At 72.5% G+C, this 16,932-nt stretch carries 17 protein-coding genes and 1 pseudogene; 11 read left to right on the forward strand and 7 right to left on the reverse strand.

Going from position 1 to position 16,932, the window contains the following annotated elements; genetic code table 11:
- Positions 1-329, reverse strand: a pseudogene (locus AWZ10_RS07530) (NERD domain-containing protein); the annotation flags it as partial.
- A gap of 163 nt (positions 330-492) precedes the next feature.
- On the opposite strand from AWZ10_RS07530, the gene AWZ10_RS07535 reads away from it, so the two are divergent.
- From AWZ10_RS07535 to AWZ10_RS07565, 7 genes are all read left to right on the forward strand, one after another.
- Positions 493-1,014 (forward strand): protein-tyrosine phosphatase family protein, encoded by a 522-nt coding sequence (locus AWZ10_RS07535; RefSeq protein ID WP_078935730.1) that lies wholly within the window; start codon positions 493-495, stop codon positions 1,012-1,014.
- A 104-nt stretch (positions 1,015-1,118) separates the two neighbouring features.
- A complete protein-coding gene (locus AWZ10_RS07540; RefSeq protein WP_060890727.1) occupies positions 1,119-1,934 on the forward strand; it encodes a hypothetical protein in 816 nt (271 codons plus the stop codon).
- Complete coding sequence (locus AWZ10_RS07545; protein WP_086753245.1) at positions 1,931-3,199, forward strand: sensor histidine kinase; 1,269 nt, start codon at positions 1,931-1,933, stop codon at positions 3,197-3,199. Before AWZ10_RS07540 ends, AWZ10_RS07545 begins: the two co-directional genes overlap by 4 nt.
- A 165-nt stretch (positions 3,200-3,364) precedes the next feature.
- The gene (locus AWZ10_RS07550) at positions 3,365-3,724 is read left to right on the forward strand and encodes an SH3 domain-containing protein (protein WP_060890728.1); all 360 of its coding nucleotides are present in this window, start codon (positions 3,365-3,367) and stop codon (positions 3,722-3,724) included.
- 43 nt (positions 3,725-3,767) lie between these two features.
- Positions 3,768-5,183, forward strand: coding sequence for an FtsW/RodA/SpoVE family cell cycle protein (locus AWZ10_RS07555; protein WP_046703638.1), 1,416 nt, complete (start codon positions 3,768-3,770; stop codon positions 5,181-5,183).
- Positions 5,180-6,646, forward strand: a complete 1,467-nt coding sequence (locus AWZ10_RS07560) for a penicillin-binding transpeptidase domain-containing protein (RefSeq protein WP_060890729.1) — start codon at positions 5,180-5,182, stop codon at positions 6,644-6,646. The genes AWZ10_RS07555 and AWZ10_RS07560 overlap by 4 nt, the downstream gene beginning before the upstream one ends.
- A gap of 109 nt (positions 6,647-6,755) precedes the next feature.
- Positions 6,756-7,244: a DUF3291 domain-containing protein gene (locus tag AWZ10_RS07565; RefSeq protein WP_046709948.1), complete on the forward strand. Its 489-nt coding sequence runs from the start codon at positions 6,756-6,758 to the stop codon at positions 7,242-7,244.
- Here AWZ10_RS07565 and AWZ10_RS07570 read toward each other — a convergent pair.
- Entirely contained in the window at positions 7,237-8,055 is an 819-nt protein-coding gene (locus tag AWZ10_RS07570) for a hypothetical protein (RefSeq protein ID WP_306300438.1), read from the reverse strand. The genes AWZ10_RS07565 and AWZ10_RS07570 overlap by 8 nt on opposite strands.
- 191 nt (positions 8,056-8,246) lie before the next feature.
- Here AWZ10_RS07570 and AWZ10_RS07575 point away from each other — a divergent pair, with 191 nt between their 5' ends.
- The 4 genes from AWZ10_RS07575 to AWZ10_RS07595 all read left to right on the forward strand — a co-directional run bounded on the left by AWZ10_RS07575 (position 8,247) and on the right by AWZ10_RS07595 (position 11,621).
- A complete protein-coding gene (locus AWZ10_RS07575; protein ID WP_046709950.1) occupies positions 8,247-9,203 on the forward strand; it encodes an AurF N-oxygenase family protein in 957 nt (318 codons plus the stop codon).
- A gap of 437 nt (positions 9,204-9,640) precedes the next feature.
- Positions 9,641-10,366: a TetR/AcrR family transcriptional regulator gene (locus AWZ10_RS07585; RefSeq protein WP_046710078.1), complete on the forward strand. Its 726-nt coding sequence runs from the start codon at positions 9,641-9,643 to the stop codon at positions 10,364-10,366.
- 10 nt (positions 10,367-10,376) lie between these two features.
- Positions 10,377-10,736, forward strand: coding sequence for a hypothetical protein (locus AWZ10_RS07590; RefSeq protein ID WP_060890731.1), 360 nt, complete (start codon positions 10,377-10,379; stop codon positions 10,734-10,736).
- Between the two features lie 102 nt (positions 10,737-10,838).
- On the forward strand, positions 10,839-11,621 hold the full coding sequence (locus AWZ10_RS07595) for a coiled-coil domain-containing protein (RefSeq protein WP_244172429.1): 783 nt from the start codon (positions 10,839-10,841) through the stop codon (positions 11,619-11,621).
- 24 nt (positions 11,622-11,645) lie between these two features.
- On the opposite strand, the gene AWZ10_RS07600 is transcribed toward AWZ10_RS07595, so the two are convergent.
- The 5 genes from AWZ10_RS07600 to AWZ10_RS07620 all read right to left on the reverse strand — a co-directional run.
- Positions 11,646-12,881, reverse strand: coding sequence for a styrene monooxygenase/indole monooxygenase family protein (locus AWZ10_RS07600; RefSeq protein WP_046707657.1), 1,236 nt, complete (start codon positions 12,879-12,881; stop codon positions 11,646-11,648).
- Between the two features lie 64 nt (positions 12,882-12,945).
- The gene (locus AWZ10_RS07605; RefSeq protein WP_119580512.1) at positions 12,946-13,557 is read right to left on the reverse strand and encodes a GTP-binding protein; all 612 of its coding nucleotides are present in this window, start codon (positions 13,555-13,557) and stop codon (positions 12,946-12,948) included.
- 238 nt (positions 13,558-13,795) lie between these two features.
- On the reverse strand, positions 13,796-14,305 hold the full coding sequence (locus AWZ10_RS07610) for a DUF742 domain-containing protein (RefSeq protein WP_079104317.1): 510 nt from the start codon (positions 14,303-14,305) through the stop codon (positions 13,796-13,798).
- Positions 14,302-14,805: a roadblock/LC7 domain-containing protein gene (locus AWZ10_RS07615; protein WP_046707659.1), complete on the reverse strand. Its 504-nt coding sequence runs from the start codon at positions 14,803-14,805 to the stop codon at positions 14,302-14,304. The genes AWZ10_RS07610 and AWZ10_RS07615 overlap by 4 nt, the downstream gene beginning before the upstream one ends.
- The coding region (locus AWZ10_RS07620; RefSeq protein WP_060890732.1) for a sensor histidine kinase at positions 14,802-16,932 on the reverse strand (2,131 nt) is incomplete at its 5' end. The genes AWZ10_RS07620 and AWZ10_RS07615, both read right to left, overlap by 4 nt.

Genomic DNA, 16,932 nt, shown 5'->3' on the forward strand with positions numbered 1-16,932 from the left:
TCGGGGCGCAGCCGGCGTGGTGGGCCGGGGGCTCGGTCGAGGGCGATCAGCAGCGCCTCGCCGGGGCGGTTGGGGGCCAGGTCGTCGTCCGGGTGGAGGCTCAGCCGGGCCAGTTCGGCGGGGGTGGGCACGGGCGGCGGGCCCACGGTGACCTGGCCGGTGACAAAGGGGCCGAGGACGGCCAGCACATCCTCTCTGTGCTCCTCGCTGAGAAGGTTCACCCGGCCCGCCTCACGGTCGTACCAGGCGATGTTCCTCCCGTCGGTCCGGCACACGTACAGGCGCTCCTGTCCGTGGCGCCGGGTCGGTATGACGCGCAGTCCGCTCATGCACCATCACCCCGGACCATGGGAACAGGCGGGGTGCTCCATCGGCAAGAACCCGGCTACCTTTGAGGTGACGACCTGTCGTCAGGGGCCGGGGCCTGTGTCGGAAGTGGCGCCTGGCGGGTGGACGACGCCACTTCCGACACAGGCCCCAGGGGAGGCGCCGTTGCGGACCGGCAGGAAACAACCCGATGTTCCGGCTCCGGGCGAACCGTGGAGCGAGATCGTGCCCGGACTGTGGATGGGCGGGCACGAGTTCGCGGGGCGGACCGGCACCGGGGAGATCGAGTTCGCGGTGGTGCACGATGAGTTCGATCTGGTGCTGACCCTGCTGCGGCTACCGGGGTACGGGCCGGACGGCGGCGTCGAGCACCATGTGTGGCCGATCCCGGACGGGCCGCTGGACGGTACGCAGCTGGCGGGTGTGATGCGGTTGGCGCAGGCGGCGTGCGACGCGCTGGAGGACGGCAAACGCGTCCTCGTCCGCTGCCACAGCGGGTACAACCGGTCCGGTCTGGTCGTGGCGCACGCGCTCATCCGTGACGGGCACTCCGCCGAGGAGGCGATCCGGCTGATCCGCACCCGCCGTTCGCCGTGGGCGCTGCACAACGAGCTGTTCGTGGAGTATCTGCACACGGGGCTGGCGACGGTCCGGTTCCTGGAGGAGCTGGAGGAGCCGGCCCAGTAGCGCGGGCTGCGGAACCGAGCCGTCACGGAGAAAACACTTCCACACGAATAGGGTGTACGGGACCACAGCCACCCCTTCCGCATGCCCGCACACCCAGGAGTCCCGTGTTCCCCAGCCGCCCCGCGCGTGCGGCCGTCTGCGCCTCGGTCGCCGTGGCCGCCGCCCTGCTGCTGGGTGCCTGCGGCGACTCCGGGGGCCTGGTGAGCGCGGGCACGACACCCACCGCGAGCGGCCCGACGCGGCTGTGGCCCGGGGAGCCGCCCGCCTCCTCCCCCGCCTACGACTACGGCGAGGCCGAGACGGAGGTCGTCAAGGGCGTCAGGGCTCCCGGCGAGGACATCCACAAGGTGGACCCGCTGGCGGTCGTACGCGCCGAGATCGCCGCGCATCCCGAGGTGTACTCCGGGTCCGGGGCCCTCTACGGCGGGACGGCCGGGCGCATGGCCGACTGCCACGCGAACGGAACGGGCGGGACGGCCGGGACGGCCCGGACGGGCGGGGACCGCGCCAGGTGTCCCGTCCTCAAGGCCTACTACCGGGACCTCACCGGTGACGGGCGCGACGACATGGTGCTCGGCTTCCGGCTGCTGCCCGGCAACCAGACGGCGGTGCGGATGTACACGCTCCGGGCGGACCGGCTGGTGCAGGTGCTGGCCGACGACGACGCGGTGCTCGCGGTCGAGCTGGCCGGCCGCACCGTGATCATCCGCTCCCCCGCGGCGATCGTCGGCTACGAGTACCGCACGCAGTGGACCTGGGACGAGGACCAACGGGCGATGCTGCTCACCCGCGACGAGATCCTGCGCGTGGACGGATCGGCGAAGCCGTCCCGGTCGCCCTCCGCCTCCTCGCCCTCCGCCTCCTCGCCCGCCTCGCCCTCCGCCACGCCCTCCGCCTCCTCGTCGGCGAGCCCGAGGTGAGCGCCGTGAGGCCTGCGCGGAAACGGTTCGGCCTGCGCCGCTGGACCTCCTCGCTCACCTGGAAGGCGCTGGCCTTCATCACGGTCATGTGCTGCGGGCTGGCGGCGCTGCTCGGTGCCCTCGTGCATGTCTCCGTCACCGACCGGACCGTCAGCGACGCCCGCTCCCGGGCGCTCGTGCGGCTCGACGAGGCGGTACGGGCGTACGAGGCCGGCAACCGGCTGCCGCCCGACTCGGGGATCGACGCGCCGGGGCTGCCGAAGTCGCTGCGCGAGCTGGCGGTGAGCGGGCGGCGCGGCACCATGGTCGATTCCGTCGGCGGGTACCCCACGATGTGGGCGGCCGCTCCCGCCGACGGCCGCGCCCTCGCCGTACAGATCGACTACGCGCAGAGCGCGGCCACGATCGAGAACCTCGACCGGGCGATCCTGGGCTCCTCGGCGCTGGCGATCGGGGTGACGCTGATCGTGGGCGCGCTCGGCGTCACCGGGGTGACCCGGCGGCTGCGTACGACCTCGCAGGTGGCCCGGCGGATCAGCGCGGGCGACCTGGACGCGCGGGTCGGCGACCCCCGGACGACGGACCCGGCGCGCTACCGCGACGAGGTGGCCGCGGTGGCCGCCGCGCTCGACACCATGGCGTCCACACTGCAGCGGAAGCTGCTCGGCGAGCAGCGGTTCACCGCGGACGTCGCGCACGAGCTGCGTACGCCGCTGACCGGGCTGCACGCGGCGGCCGAACTGCTGCCGGCGGGGCGGCCGACGGAGCTGGTGCGGGACCGGGTCGCCGCGCTGCGGACGCTGACCGAGGATCTGCTGGAGATCTCACGGCTGGACGCGGGCAGCGAGCGGCTGGACCTCGACGTGATCCGGCTCGGGGTGCTGGCGGAGCGGGTGGCCGCGAACGCGAGCGGTGAGACGGAGGTGCGGGTGGTGGAGGACGCGTACGTGGAGACGGATCGGCGGCGGCTGGAGCGGGTGTTGGGGAACCTGGTGGCCAACGCGCACAAGCATGGGGCGCCTCCGGTGGTGCTGACCGTGGAGGGGGCGGTGGTGACCGTGCGGGATCATGGGAACGGGTTCCCGGGCTATCTGGTGGCCGAGGGGCCGCAGAGGTTTCGTACGGAGGGCTCCGCCAAGGGCCATGGGTTGGGGCTGACCATCGCGGTGGGGCAGGCGGAAGTCCTGGGGGCGGGGCTGGAATTCGAGAGCGCCGCCGACGGGGGTGCGTCGGCTGTTCTGCGGCTGCCGGTCGGCGGGGGCTGATCGCGCCCACGCGCTCAGCCGCACACCGGACACGGCCCCGCGCCCCTTCGAGGGCCGCGCCCTCTGGGGCGGAACGCCCCGATGGCCCATCGCAGAAGGCGCCCGGTCCTCCCTCCTCCTAACGTGGCAGACAGTCAGCCTCGCCCCTTTTGTGGAGGAGTATCGATGTCCCTGCGGATTCTGCTCATGCGGTTCGGTATAGCCGCTGCCGGTGGCGCCCTGCTGGCGTTCGCCGCAACGACTCCCGCCGCCGCCGACACCGGCCAGGAGGACCCCCGGAAGAACCAGCAGATCGTCAGGGGCGAGGTCACCGCCCGTTCCGGTCTGATCCTGCGCAGCGCGCCGACCCGCGGCGGCTCGGTCATCCGGGTCGCACCCCACGGCGAGATCGTCAAGATCTTCTGCCGGGCCGACGGCCAGAGCGTCGACGGCAACCGGCAGTGGTACCTGCTCGTCGACGGCACCTGGGCCTGGGGCTCGGCCCGCTACATCGAGGCCTTCAAAACGCCACGCTCGTGCGCCTGAGCGACAAGACCCGCAAGGCACCCCATTTGGGTAAGTTCCGGTCATGACCACCAAAGCCGGAACGACCCTGGCGGCGGATCCCCCCGAGCCGTCCCCGCCCGCCGTACGCCTGCTCCGGCGCCGAGGCGTCGAGCTCACCCTCACCGTCGTGGCCGTCCTGCTCTCCGTGTACGGCTACTGCGCCGTCGGTCTGGCGAAGAACGGCACCGTCCCGCCCGGCGCCTTCGACTACGGCGCCGGGCTCGGTGTGCTCGCGCTGCTGGCCCATCTGGTGGTGCGTCTGCGGGCGCCGTACGCCGATCCGCTGCTGCTGCCCATCGCGGTACTCCTCAACGGCCTGGGCCTGGTGCTGATCCACCGGCTCGACCTGGAGACCCCCGCCGACCTGGCGGCGCCCGCGCAGCTGAACTGGTCGACGCTCGGGGTGGCGCTGTTCATCACGGTCGTGGCCCTGCTGCGCGACCACCGGGTGCTCCAGCGGTACGCGTACGTCTCGGTGGTGGCCGCGCTGGCCCTGCTGGCGCTGCCGATCCTGTTCCCGCCGGTCAACGGGGCCCGGATCTGGGTGCGGATCGCGGGGTTCTCCCTCCAGCCGGGCGAGTTCGCGAAGGTGCTGCTCGCACTGTTCTTCGCCAGCTATCTCGCGGCGAACCGCAACGCGCTGGCGTACGCCGGGCGCCAGATCTGGCGGTTCAAGCGCCTCCAACTGCCCACCGGGCGCGTCCTCGGCCCGATCGTCACCATCTGGCTGCTGAGCGTCGGCGTCCTGGTCCTGGAACGCGACCTGGGCACCTCACTGCTGTTCTTCGGCCTGTTCGTGATCATGCTGTACGTCGCCACGGGCCGCACCGGATGGATCGCGGTGGGGCTGCTGCTCGCGTGCGTGGGCGCGGTGGCCGTCGGCTGGCTCGAACCGCATGTGCACAGCCGCGTCGAGGACTGGCTGCACCCCTTCGCGTCCATCGAGGCGGGCCGGGGCCCCAACCAACTCGCCCAGTCCCTCTTCTCGTTCGCCGCCGGCGGGCTGCTCGGCACCGGCCTCGGTCTCGGCCACTCCGTCCTGATCGGCTTCGCGGCCAAGTCGGACTTCATCCTGGCCACGGCGGGCGAGGAGCTGGGCCTCGCCGGCCTCGCCGCGATCTTCCTGCTCTACGCCCTGCTGGTGGAGCGCGGCTTCCGCACCGGCCTCGCCCTGCGCGATCCCTTCGGGCGCCTCCTGGCCACCGGCCTCGCCTCGATCGTCGCCCTCCAGGTCTTCGTGATCGCGGGCGGCGTCACCGGTCTCATCCCGCTCACCGGTATGGCGATGCCCTTCCTCGCCCAGGGCGGCTCCTCCGTCGTCACCAACTGGATCATCGTGGCCCTGCTGATGCGGATGAGCGACTCCGCCAGAAGGCAGTACGACCACGGGCCCCTCCCCCGAGGCCCGTTCGACGGCCCGGAGGTCCGGGGCGCATGACCAAGTACATCCGCCGCGCCGCCGCCCTGTGCGCCCTGCTGCTGGTCGCCCTCCTCGTCAACGCCACCCGCGTCCAGGTCTTCCAGTCCCGGGTCTACGACGACAATCCCGCCAACCGCCGCCCGGCGATCGCCCGTTGGGGCCAGCCGCGCGGGAACATCGTCGTCGAGGGACGCCCGGTCACCGGCTCGAAGGACACCGGGGAGCAGCTCCGCTACGAACGGACCTACCGGGACGGCCCGTTGTACGCGCCGGTCACGGGCTTCGCCTCGCAGGAGTACGGGACGACCTTCCTGGAGGACACGCAGGACTCCGTCCTCGACGGCAGCGACCCGCTCCTGTCCTTCCTCCCCCTGTGGAACGACATCACCCGCGACCAGAACGCGGGCGGCGAGGTCGTCACCACCCTCCAGGAGTCGGCCCAGCGGGCGGCCTATCTGGGGCTCGGCGCACGTCGGGGCGCGGTCGCCGCGCTCGAACCGGCCACCGGGCGCGTCCTGGCACTGGTCTCGCGTCCGTCGTACGACCCGGGAGTGCTCTCCGGCAACGGCCGCGAGACGGCCGAGGCGTGGGCGCGGCTCAACGGGGACGCGAGCAGGCCGATGCTCAACCGGGCGGTGCGGCAGACCTATCCGCCGGGTTCGACGTTCAAGGTGGTGACGGCCGCCGCGGCGCTGGACGCCGGGGTGGTCACGGACGTCGACGCCGCCACCCGCTCCCCCGCCCCGTACACCCTGCCGGGCACCACGACGTCCCTCTCCAACGAGGTCGAGGGCTGTGAGGACGCCTCCCTGCGCTATGCCTTCGAGTGGTCCTGCAACACGGTCTTCGCGAAACTGGGCGTGGACGTCGGCCTCGGCGCCATGACGGACACGGCACGCGCCTTCGGCTTCGACAACTCGGGCCTGCGGATCCCCTTCTGGGTCGCCCCCAGCAGCTTCGACACCGAGATGGACCGGGCCCAGCTCGCGCTCTCCTCCATCGGCCAGTACGACACCCGGGCCACCCCCCTGCAGATGGCGCTCGTCACGGCGGCCGTCGCCAACGGGGGCTCGGTGCGGTCGCCGTACCTCGTCGAGCGCACCACCACGGCGAGCGGCCGCACGGTCTCCGCCTCGGGCACCCGCACCCTCCGCCAGGCCATGAACCCGGCCACCGCGCGGCGCCTGCGCGACCTCATGCGGGGCGTCGTCGAGGACGGCACCGGCGCCAACGCCGCCCTGCGCCACGCCACCGTCGGCGGCAAGACCGGCACCGCCCAGCACGGCATCGGCAACTCGGGCACCCCCTTCGCCTGGTTCATCGGCTGGGCCCAGTCCGACGACGCGATGGAACCCCAGGTGGCGGTCGCGGTGGTGGTGGAGGACGCGGAGGCGGAACGGGGGGAGATCAGCGGGGGCGGGGACGCGGCACCGATCGCGAGAGAGGTGATGAGGGCGGCGCTGAAGACCGCCGCCCGCTAGGGGCGCGGGGGACTGCGCGACCAGCCCCACCGGCGCGCGCCGTACGAACCACGTCCATCAGCCGAGAAATCGGATGTGACCCCCGGACATCCCGACCTATCGTGCGCCCATGACTCCCGCCGCGTACGAACTCGCCCAGGTCAACATCGCCCGTCTCAAAGCCCCGTTGGACTCACCGCAGTTGAAGGACTTCGTGGATGCCCTGGACCCGGTGAACGCGGTCGCGGACCAGTCCGCCGGCTTCGTCTGGCGCCTGCAGAGCGACTCCGGCAACGCGACGGACATCCCCGTCCTCGGCGACGAATGGCTCATCATCAACATGTCGGTGTGGCGGGACACCGACGCCCTGACGGCGTTCATGTACCAGGGACAGCACCGGGAGCTGCTGTCCCGCCGCCGGGAGTGGTTCGAGCGGTTGGCCGAGGCGGTCACCGCCCTGTGGTGGGTCCCCGCCGGCCACCGGCCCAGCGTGGCCGAGGCGGAGGAGCGGCTCCTCCACCTCCGCGCCCGCGGCCCGGCCCCGTACGCGTTCACCCTGCGCACGTCGTTCCCCGCCGGACCGGCGGAACCCCTCGTGCCGGACGCCGCCCTCAGCTGATCCGCTGCCGTATCTCGGAGCGGACCTTCAGGGTCCGCTCCGCGAAGGCCTCCACGTCCACCTCCGAGGGGTCCTGCCCGACGCTCGCCGTGCCGAGTTCCGCGACGGACGCCCCGGTGTTGCCGTCGGCCCACGCGCACATCGGGTACGTGACCTCGGTGCCGGTCTGCTTCTGGGTGACGACCTGGCAGCTGATCGTGAGGCCCGAGCCGCCCGGGGTGAAGTCCTCGGGCGGCACGACCACCGTGATCGTGTCGACCTCGGCCGCGCCCTTCAGCATGTTGTCGCGGGCGGCGTCGGTGTTCTTGAACCGGCCGTACATGCCCGAGACGATCAGCGCGCCCTGGGCCCCGTCCTCCGCGGATGCGTACTGCCCTACGGCGGCCTTGACGTCGCGGGCGTCCCAGGCGCCCTCCGCCTCCTGCTCCAGCTGCTGCCCCGACGTGTCGGAGAGGTCCTGGGCCAGCTTGTACTCGCCGTCCAGCACGGTGTCGGGCAGTGCGAGCCTGTACTCGGCCTCCGGGAAACCGCTCGTGCCCTGCGTCCCGACGACCCACAGTCCCACCGCGCCGACCACCATGAGAGCGACGACGCCGCCGACGATCCCGAGGACGAGGCCCACCCGGCTCTTCGGGGGCGGCGCGGGCTGCCACCCGCCGGGGTACGGCTGACCGTACTGCTGCGGCGGGTACGGCTGCTGGCCGTACTGCGGCGGGTGCGGCGGGTGCGGCTGACCGTACGGACCCGGTTGCTGCGGCTGCTGCTGCGGTTGCTGACCGTACGGCTGGGGCTGGGGCTGCGGTGGAGGCATGGACACGCCAGAACGCTACTGCACGAGCCGCCACCGCAGGGAACCGGCCACCGGACCTCGCGCACGCACTCGGTCGGACCGGTCGCCGACAAGTGGCGCACAAGGGATTGACGGCCTTGCTGACAAGTAGTCTCATAAGCGGTGACCGCCGGTAACTCCCATGATCTTCCGTACGAGGAGCTGCGACAGCCATGACCACGGTGCCCTCGGTGAACGCGACGAACCCGGTGTCGGAGGCGGAGGTGCTGCGCGACGCGCTCGGGCTCCTCAAGGACCGGGAACAGGTGGCCGAGCGGCTGCTGCTGTCCTCCGCGAAGCACTCCTTCGACCCGGACAAGGAACTGGACTGGGACGCCCCCTTCGAGGAGGGGAAGTGGTTCTGGCCGCCGGAGCTGGTGTCCCTGTACGGGACGCCGATGTGGCGGAAGATGTCGGAGGAACAGCGGATCGCGCTGTCCCAGCACGAGGCGGCGGCGCTGGCCTCCCTCGGCATCTGGTTCGAGATCATCCTCATGCAGCTGCTCGTACGGCACATCTACGACAAGGCCGCGACCAGCGCGCACGTCCGCTACGCACTGACGGAGATCGAGGACGAGTGCCGGCACTCGAAGATGTTCGCCCGGCTGATCAGCAAGGGCGACACCCCCTATTACCCGGTGAGCCGGCTGCACCACAACCTGGGCCGCCTGTTCAAGACGATCTCGACGACCCCCGGTTCCTTCACCTCCACCCTCCTGGGCGAGGAGATCCTCGACTGGATGCAGCGGCTGACCTTCCCGGACGAGCGCGTCCAGCCGCTCGTCCGGGGCGTCACCCGCATCCATGTCGTCGAGGAGGCCCGGCACGTGCGCTACGCCCGCGAGGAGCTGCGCCGCCAGATGGTGACGGCCCCGCGGCTGTCCCGGAGCTTCACCCGGGTCACCTCCGGCGAGTTCGCCCGGGTCTTCGCCGTCGCCTTCATCAACCCCGAGGTCTACACGAACGTAGGCCTCGACCGGCGGGTGGCCGTCGCCCAGGTGCGGGCCAGTGCGCACCGGCGCGACATCATGCAGACGGGGGCGAAGCGGCTGACGGACTTCCTGGACGACATCGGGGTTCTGCAGGGTGTGGGGCGGCGGATGTGGAGGTCGTCGGGGTTGCTGGCGTGAGGGTTGCCCGGTGCGGCGCGTCAGGGGGTGGGGGGCTCGGCGCGTCGGTGGGTGCGGCCCCGGTGGGGGCTGGTCGCGCAGTTCCCCGCGCCCCTGAAAGACCAGGCCCCGCGGGCCTGAAAGACCACGGCCCTACCGGCCTGAAGGACCACGGTTCCGCGGGCCTGAAAGAGCGCGGGCCCCTGGAACCGAAAGACCACGGCCGTACGGCCCTGAACGGCCACGGTTCTGCGGGCCTGGAAGAGCGCGGGCCCGCGGAGCCGAAAGACCACGGGCCCGCGGGTCGAGAAGCACGGGGCGCAGCCCCTGCTTTTCAGGGGCGCGGGGAACTGCGCGAGAAGCCCCACCGGGCCCGCACCCGCCGACGCACCGAACCCCCCACCCCCTGGCGCGATCTCCACGAACCAACCTCCCCGCCCCCGACTACGCTGCGAGGTATGACGTCCGAGGCCCCCACCCGCGCGTACCGTCGACTGAGTGTGGAAGAGCGGCGCAGTCAGCTGCTGGACGCCGCGCTGGAGCTGTTCGCGCACAACGCGCCGGAGGACGTCTCCCTCGACGACGTGGCGGAGGCGGCCGGGGTCTCCCGTCCCCTCGTCTACCGCTACTTCCCCGGCGGCAAGCAACAGCTCTACGAGGCCGCCCTGCGCTCGGCCGCCGAGGAGCTGGAGCAGTGCTTCGACGAGCCGGCCGAGGGCCCCCTGACCAGCCGCCTGGCCCGTGCCCTCGACCGCTATCTGACCTTCGTGGACGAGCACGACACCGGGTTCAGCGCGCTCCTCCAGGGTGGCAGCGTCGTGGAGACCTCCCGGGCGACGGCCATCGTGGACGGGGTCCGGCGGGCCGCCGCCGACCACATCCTGCGGCATCTGGAGGTGGCCGAGCCGGGCCTGCGGCTGCGCATGACCGTCCGTATGTGGATCACCTCCGTGGAGGCCGCCTCCCTCATCTGGCTCGACGAGGGCAAGCAGCCGGACGTCGGCGAACTCCGCGACTGGCTCGTCGAACAGTTCGTCGCGTGCATCACCGCCACCGCCGGCCGCGATCCCCAGACCGCCGCCGCGGTACGGCACGCCCTGACCGTCGAGACCGCCGCCGGCGCCGTCGGCACCCTGGCCCGCCGCATCCTCCCCGTGGTCGGCGACGCCGGCCACCTGCTGTGACACTGGTCCGGTGAAGAGCCAAGACACCCCCTTCGTGGGCGGCCCCCTCGACGGGCGCGTCCTGCCCGTGCTGCTCGGCATCACCGGGCACCCCCCGAAGACGTACCGGGTCCCGGTCCCGGGCGCCGACGGCGGCCCGCCGACCGTGCTCGTCTACCGCCGCGTCGACGCCGGCCGGGGCGGCTTCATGCACCAGCTCTGGAAGTACGAGTACGCACCCGACGCGGACCCCCGCCGCCGCCTGAAGTGGCCCTGGTCCACGCCGGACACCCCGACCGGCCCAGGCACCGGGGCCACCCCGGACTCCCCTGACTCCCCGGACGGGCAATCCGCCACGCCGCCCGCGAAGCCGCGCCCCACCGACGAGTGACACCCGGGTACCGAACGGTCCACCCGGCGCGCGGCCGCCCCCGGCTCCCCCCATCCTGCCGATGCGAGGTGGACGGCCCACCCCCGCACCGGAGGTGATGACGTGTCAGGAAGGCTTCTGCGCCTGGTCGGTACGGCGACGGTGACGGCGCTCACGACCGGCGCCCTGCTCACCGCGGCCCCCGCTCCGGCCATGGCCGTACCGGAACCCCCCGTCGCCGACACCCCCGCGGCCCCGGCGCCTACGCCGACACCGGCCCCCGGCGCCCGCTCGGTCGCCGGCCTCCTCACCGATCTCCGGCGGCTCCACCGCGAGACCGAGAAGGCCACCGAGGCGTACACGGCGACCGACAAGGAGCTGACGAAGCAGCGGGCCGTGGTGGCGAGCCTCGACCGGCGGCTCGCGACGGCCCGCCTCTCCCTGCACGACAGCCGGGGCGCGGCCGGCCGACTGGCCCGGCAGCAGTACCAGAACAGCAGCACCGCGCTCTCCCCGTACGTACGGCTGCTGATGACCCGCGACCCGCACCGGGCGCTGGAGCAGGGCCATGTGATCGGTCAGGTGGCCCGGGAGCGGGCCGAAACGATCGAACGGATGATCGGCAGCGAACAGGACACCGCCACCCTCGCCCGCAGGGCCCGCGCCGCCCTGGACCGCCAACTCACCCTCACGGAACGACGCGAGAGGGAACACGACACCGCACGCGACCACCTCGACGAGATCGAGGAACTCCTCGCCTCCCTCACCCCGGAACAGCTGGCCGGCATCAGGGAGTCGGACGAGAACACCGGGGCCGACCCGTCGAAGCCGCTGGGGGCCGCGGGCCCTCAGGGGCGCGGGGAACTGCGCGGGCAACCACACACGACGCGCTCCCGGCACCCGTGAGAACCCACCCTCACGCGCCCCGGCCTATCCCCCGGCGACCTCCGACAGGTACGCCCGCGTTTTCTCCGCTTCGTAGAAGTAGCCCTCGAAATCCGCCGGATCGTCGAAGCCATTGGCAAAACGATCCGCCACCACCGGCAGCCCCTCGGCCGCCCCGACCAGCCCCAGCACATGCTCGGCCGGTGGAGCCAGCATCGTGTTGGTCCACTTGGTGACGGGCCCCGCGACCTGCCAGAACCGTTCGAACGTGCGCCGCATCCACGCCTCGTCGAACTCCCTGTCCCCGTGGTCGAGGATCGCGGCGAGATAGACGGCCGCGCACTTGGTCGCCGAGTTCGCCCCCTGCCCGGTCAGCGGGTCGTTGGCCACGACGACGTCACCTGCGCCGAGCACCGGGCCGCCACCGGGAAGCCGGGCGACGGGGTGCCGGACGACCGGCGTGTAGCGGCCGGTCAACGCGGCGCCCGCGTCCGTGACCTCGGCCCCGGCCGCGCGCGCGTACTCCCAGGGGACGTACCGCTTCATGAGGTCCAGGGTCAGGGCGAGCTGCCCCTCGGCGTCGCGGACGCCGTCGAAGACGTCGAGCGGGCCCCCGGGCAGGCCCAGCCAGAACAGGGCGTCGGCGCGGCCGGAGGTGGTGAGGACCGGCTGGACGATGAGTTCACCGAGGCCGGGCACCAGGTTGCAGCGGGCCGCGTCGAACTCCGGGTGCTCGGGGCGGGGGCCCAGCCCGTGGACGTACACGGCGGCGAGCGCGCGCTGCGGCTCCGAGTAGGGCGAGCGGGCGGCGTCGCGGCGGAACATCCGCACCAGTTCGCCCTTGCCCGCGGTGACGAGCACGAGGTCGTACACGCGGGAGAAGTAGTCGAGGTCGGAGACCGCCGCGCCGTGGACGACCAGCTGGCCGCCCCGCCGCGTGAACGTCTCCAGCCAGCCGGCCATCTTCACCCGCTGGTCCACGGCCTGCGCGTACCCGCGCAGCCGGCCGACCCAGTCGACGGCGCGCTCCCCGTCCGGTCCGGCGACGGAGACACCGACGCCCTCGATCCTCGGGGTCTGGGACTCCCAGAAGTTCAGTTCGAGGTCGCGCTCGTGGCGCAGTGCCGAGTCGAACATGCACTGGGTGGACATGATCCGGCCGGCGCGTATCTCGTCCGGGGTCCGATTGGACATCAGTGTGACCTCGTACCCGTGCGACTGGAGCCCGAGGGCCAGGTGCAGCCCGGACTGGCCGGCTCCGACGACGAGAATCTTCCGCATCCGGACAGGTCTCCTGGTTCGTCCGTGGCGTCCCGTGCCGTCCCGCTGGGAGGGGCTGAAGGGACTACTCGGGGCTGAGGGATATCGCGTGGCCGCACAGCGCCAGCAGGGTCTCCATCGCGGAGGCCCGCTTGCGTGCGTCCATGATCATGACAGGTACATGTGCGGGCACGGTCAACGCGTCCCGTACGTCGTCGGGTTCGTACCGCACGCTGCCGTCGAACGCGTTGACCGCGACGATGTACGGCAGTCCGCAGCTCTCGAAGTAGTCGAGCGCGGGGAAGCAGTCGCCGAGGCGGCGGGTGTCGGCGAGGACGACCGCGCCGATCGCGCCACGCACCATGTCGTCCCACATGAACCAGAACCGCTCCTGGCCGGGCGTGCCGAACAGGTAGAGGACGAGGTCGTCGTCGAGGGTGATGCGGCCGTAGTCCATGGCCACGGTCGTGGTGAGCTTGTCCGGCGTCGCGGAGAGGTCGTCCGTGCCGGCGCTGGCCTCGGTCATCAGCGCCTCGGTCCGCAGCGGGGTGATCTCGGAGACCGCGCCGACGAAGGTGGTCTTGCCGACGCCGAAGCCGCCCGCCACCACGATCTTCGTGGCGATGGGGGCCCGGCTGAGGTCGGACTGCCAGGGTTTCAGCTCCTCCTCGGGCTCCGCCACGGGTTCGGCCGCCACGGTGTCGGCGAGCCGGTCGAGACCGCGGGAGGCGGCGCGGGCGTAGCCCCCGGGCGGGGCCGCGTCCACGTCGACACCGGGCGCGCCGAGACCGGCGCGTCCGGTGTCCGTGTCGGCGCGCCCGGTGCCCGTGTCGAGACGAGGAGCGTTCGCGTCGACCTCGACGCGGGGGGCGTCGTCGTCGACGCCCGGGGTGACGCCGGCCGAGGCGGCGGGGTTGACGCCGGCCGAGGCGGCGTCAGAGACGGCGGAGTCCACTCAGCACCCTTTCCAGCAGAGCGCGGTCCGGCTGTCCCGGTCCGTGACCTGTTCCGTACACGCGGATCTTTCCCTGGTCCGCGAGATCGCTGAGGAGGACGCGGACCACACCGAGCGGCATCTTCAGCAGCGCGGCGATCTCCGCCACCGTCCGCATACGGCGGCAGAGTTCGACGATGGCCCGCATCTCGGGCATCACCTTGGAGTGGGGTGAACCTCCCCCACCACCGAGCATGTGGGCGGAACCCCCAGCCAACCGGGGCTGCTCCGCCGGGGCTTCGAGTACGGCCACGAACGTCTCCACGAGGAGGACGTGGCCGAACCGGGTACGGCCGCCGGTGAGCGAGTAGGGGCGTACGCGGGCGGGTTTGCGGTCGCCGCCGCGGACGGGGAGCCTCTTCGCGCCCTTCGGCACGGTCGGCCGCTTCGCGGGACCGGACTCGGGGGCGCGCGCCCTGCTCTTCTTCTGGCTCTGGCTCTGGCCGCTCATCGGCTGCTCCCGGCCGCCTCGGCCTCCAGGGACTTGCGGAGTTCGCTGCGGAGTTCCGGGGTGAGGACGTGGCCGGCGCGGCCGACGAAGAGCGCCATGTGGTAGGCCACCACGCTCATGTCGCAGTCGGGGGAGCCGTGCACGCCGAGCAGCGAGCCGTCGCTGATCGACATCACGAAGAGGCTGCCCGCCTCCATCGCGACCATCGTCTGCTTGACCCCGCCGAACTCCATCAGCTTGGCGGCGCCGATGGTGAGGCTGCCGATGCCGGAGACGATGGTGGCCAGGTCTGCGGCGGAGCCCCGGGGGCCCTGGGGCCGCTCCTCCCGGGTCTGGCGGGCCTCGGCGTGTCTGCCGGGGTCGGAGGAGAGCAGCAGCAGGCCGTCGGAGGAGACGACCGCGACCGACAGCAGTCCCGGCACCTCCTCGACGAGGTTGGTCAGGAGCCAGTGCAGGTTGCGGGCTTCACTGCTCAGTCCGAAGGTAATGGGCGCGGTCAACTGCTTTCCTCCTCGGAAGTGCCCCCCGTGGTGTCAACTGCCTCTGTCCGGTACTCACGTGCCACGGGCATCCGCGTCTCACCCGACTGCTCGGCGATCTCCGCCTCGACGTCGCGGCGCCCCTCCTTGGCCCCCTCGTGGAACCCGCCGAGCCGACGGCGCAGTTCCTCGGCGTTCACGCCCCCGACCCGTGGCCGGGGAGCTGTGGGTGTGGGCGCGGTGATCCTGGGCGTGCGCTTGGGCAGGCCCTTGTCGGTGAGGCGCGGGGCCTCCTCGACGCGTTGCCCCGCCGTCCCGGCCCGGGACACCTCCGCCGTGCGCGCCGCGTTCCCTTCGTCGGCGGCACGCTCATGGGTGTCGGGATCGAACGTGTACGGCTCGTCGGTGGCGTCGCCGGCGATGTACTCGTCGCTCTCCTCGTCGGCACCCTTCCCCGGGACCACCGGAGCGAAGAGCTCCATCGTCGTCTCGGACACGGACTCGGCCCCGGTCTCGGGACCGACCTCGGATTCGGGACCGGCCTCGGATTCGGCCTCGGGTTCGTCGTCTTCCGGTACGACGTTCCCGGCGGCCTCGGTGGCGTCGGCGGCCGTCCCCACGGCCTCCCTCGCCAGCAGTGCCCGCTCGGCCGCCTCGATGAGCGGGTCGCCGTCGCCCTCGGGCTCACGTACGGCGACGGAACGGCCGGGCAGGACGTTCGAGTTGGCCTCGGCGTCGACGCCCGGCAGGGAGAGCGAGGGCGTGATCGAGACCGGGGTGCCCACGGGCACGGCGGGCGTGAGGGCCAGCAGTCCCTTGGGCAGGACGACGACGGCGGCGGTGCCGCCCGTCCCGTGCTCCTGGAGCCGCACGGGGGTGCCGAGCCGGTGGGCGAGGCGGGCGACGACGTACAGGCCGAGGCCGAGGCCCTCGCCTTCCTCCTGCTCGTAGGGGGCCTCGGGGTCGAAGTCGGTGAGGCGGGAGTTGAGCCTGGCGAGCCGGTCGGGGGCGACGCCGATGCCGCCGTCCTGGACGGAGAGGGTGATCTCGCCGCTCTCCATCAGCCAGCCGGAGATTTCGACGGACATCTCCGGCGGCGAGAACGACGTGCCGTTCTCCAGGAGTTCGGCGAGGAGGTGACTGAGGTCGTCCGCGGCGAACCCGGCGACGTGCGCGCCCGGCGGCAGCGCCGCGATGCGGACGCGTTCGTACCGCTCGATCTCGCTGACCGCGGCACGGACGACGTCGACGAGCGGGACGGGTCCGGCGTGGTGCTGGATGTGCTCGTGGCCGGCCAGGACGAGGAGGTTCTCGCTGTGGCGGCGCATGACGGTCGCGAAGTGGTCGAGCTTGAAGAGGGTGGCGAGCCGGTCGGGGTCCTGTTCGCGCTCCTCCAGCGCCTCGATGACGGCGAGCTGCCGCTCGACGAGGCCGAGGGTGCGCAGCGCGAGGTTGACGAAGGTCGCGTGGACGCTGTGCTGGACCTTCGTCAGGTGCGCGGTGGCCGCGGCGAGTTCGGCGCGCAGCCGGTCGCGGTCGTCGGCCATCGTCTGGCGCTGGCCGATCAGGTGCTTGCGGTCGCCCTCCAGGGGCGCGAGCCGCTCATGCAGCGCGAGGGCGTGCGCGTGGAGCGCGTTGACGGAGCGTACGACCTGGGCGAACTCGTCGTCGCGGCCGGTGAACTTGACCGGTTCCTCGGTGGCCGGGTCGCCGGCGACGCGGGCGGAGCCGATGCGCAGCACCGCGAGCGGGCGGGTGAGGGAGCGGGCCATGCCGGTGGCGACGCCGACGGCGAGGAGCATCAGGGCGCCGAGGACCGCGATCCGGATCTCCAGCGCGGTGACGTCCTCGTCGCGCAGCTGGGCGAGGTCCTTGGTGCGCCGGTCGTACAGGGAGGACTCGGCGCCGCGCATCAGGTCCACCCGGGCGGAGAGCGCCGCGCCGACCTTCTTCGCGCTGGTGCCGGCCTCGCTGTCGGAGAGCGTGGGCTGGTCGGTGAGGTCCGTCAGGTACTTCTCGGCGGTGTCGGCCTCGGGGCCGCTGACCGTGGCGTCGTAGGACGAGCGGCCGGCGGCGGGCGCGGTCTCGCGGAAGTGGGCGAGGGCGGCGTCGGAGCGGACGCGGGCCTGCTGGGCGGCGGCGGTGAGG

Source organism: Streptomyces europaeiscabiei, from assembly GCF_001550375.1.
In the GTDB taxonomy this organism is placed as follows: domain Bacteria; phylum Actinomycetota; class Actinomycetes; order Streptomycetales; family Streptomycetaceae; genus Streptomyces; species Streptomyces europaeiscabiei.

What these genes read in the sequence shown, in the direction of transcription:
- AWZ10_RS07575 (WP_046709950.1), top strand. Translation starts at nt 8,247, where the DNA reads ATGACCACGGTGCCCTCGGTGAACGCGACGAACCCGGTGTCGGAGGCG.
- AWZ10_RS07610 (WP_079104317.1), bottom strand. Translation starts at nt 14,305, where the DNA reads ATGAGCGGCCAGAGCCAGAGCCAGAAGAAGAGCAGGGCGCGCGCCCCC.
- AWZ10_RS07565 (WP_046709948.1), top strand. Translation starts at nt 6,756, where the DNA reads ATGACTCCCGCCGCGTACGAACTCGCCCAGGTCAACATCGCCCGTCTC.
- AWZ10_RS07560 (WP_060890729.1), top strand. Translation starts at nt 5,180, where the DNA reads ATGACCAAGTACATCCGCCGCGCCGCCGCCCTGTGCGCCCTGCTGCTG.
- AWZ10_RS07550 (WP_060890728.1), top strand. Translation starts at nt 3,365, where the DNA reads ATGTCCCTGCGGATTCTGCTCATGCGGTTCGGTATAGCCGCTGCCGGT.
- AWZ10_RS07555 (WP_046703638.1), top strand. Translation starts at nt 3,768, where the DNA reads ATGACCACCAAAGCCGGAACGACCCTGGCGGCGGATCCCCCCGAGCCG.
- AWZ10_RS07585 (WP_046710078.1), top strand. Translation starts at nt 9,641, where the DNA reads ATGACGTCCGAGGCCCCCACCCGCGCGTACCGTCGACTGAGTGTGGAA.
- AWZ10_RS07570 (WP_306300438.1), bottom strand. Translation starts at nt 8,055, where the DNA reads ATGCCTCCACCGCAGCCCCAGCCCCAGCCGTACGGTCAGCAACCGCAG.
- AWZ10_RS07600 (WP_046707657.1), bottom strand. Translation starts at nt 12,881, where the DNA reads ATGCGGAAGATTCTCGTCGTCGGAGCCGGCCAGTCCGGGCTGCACCTG.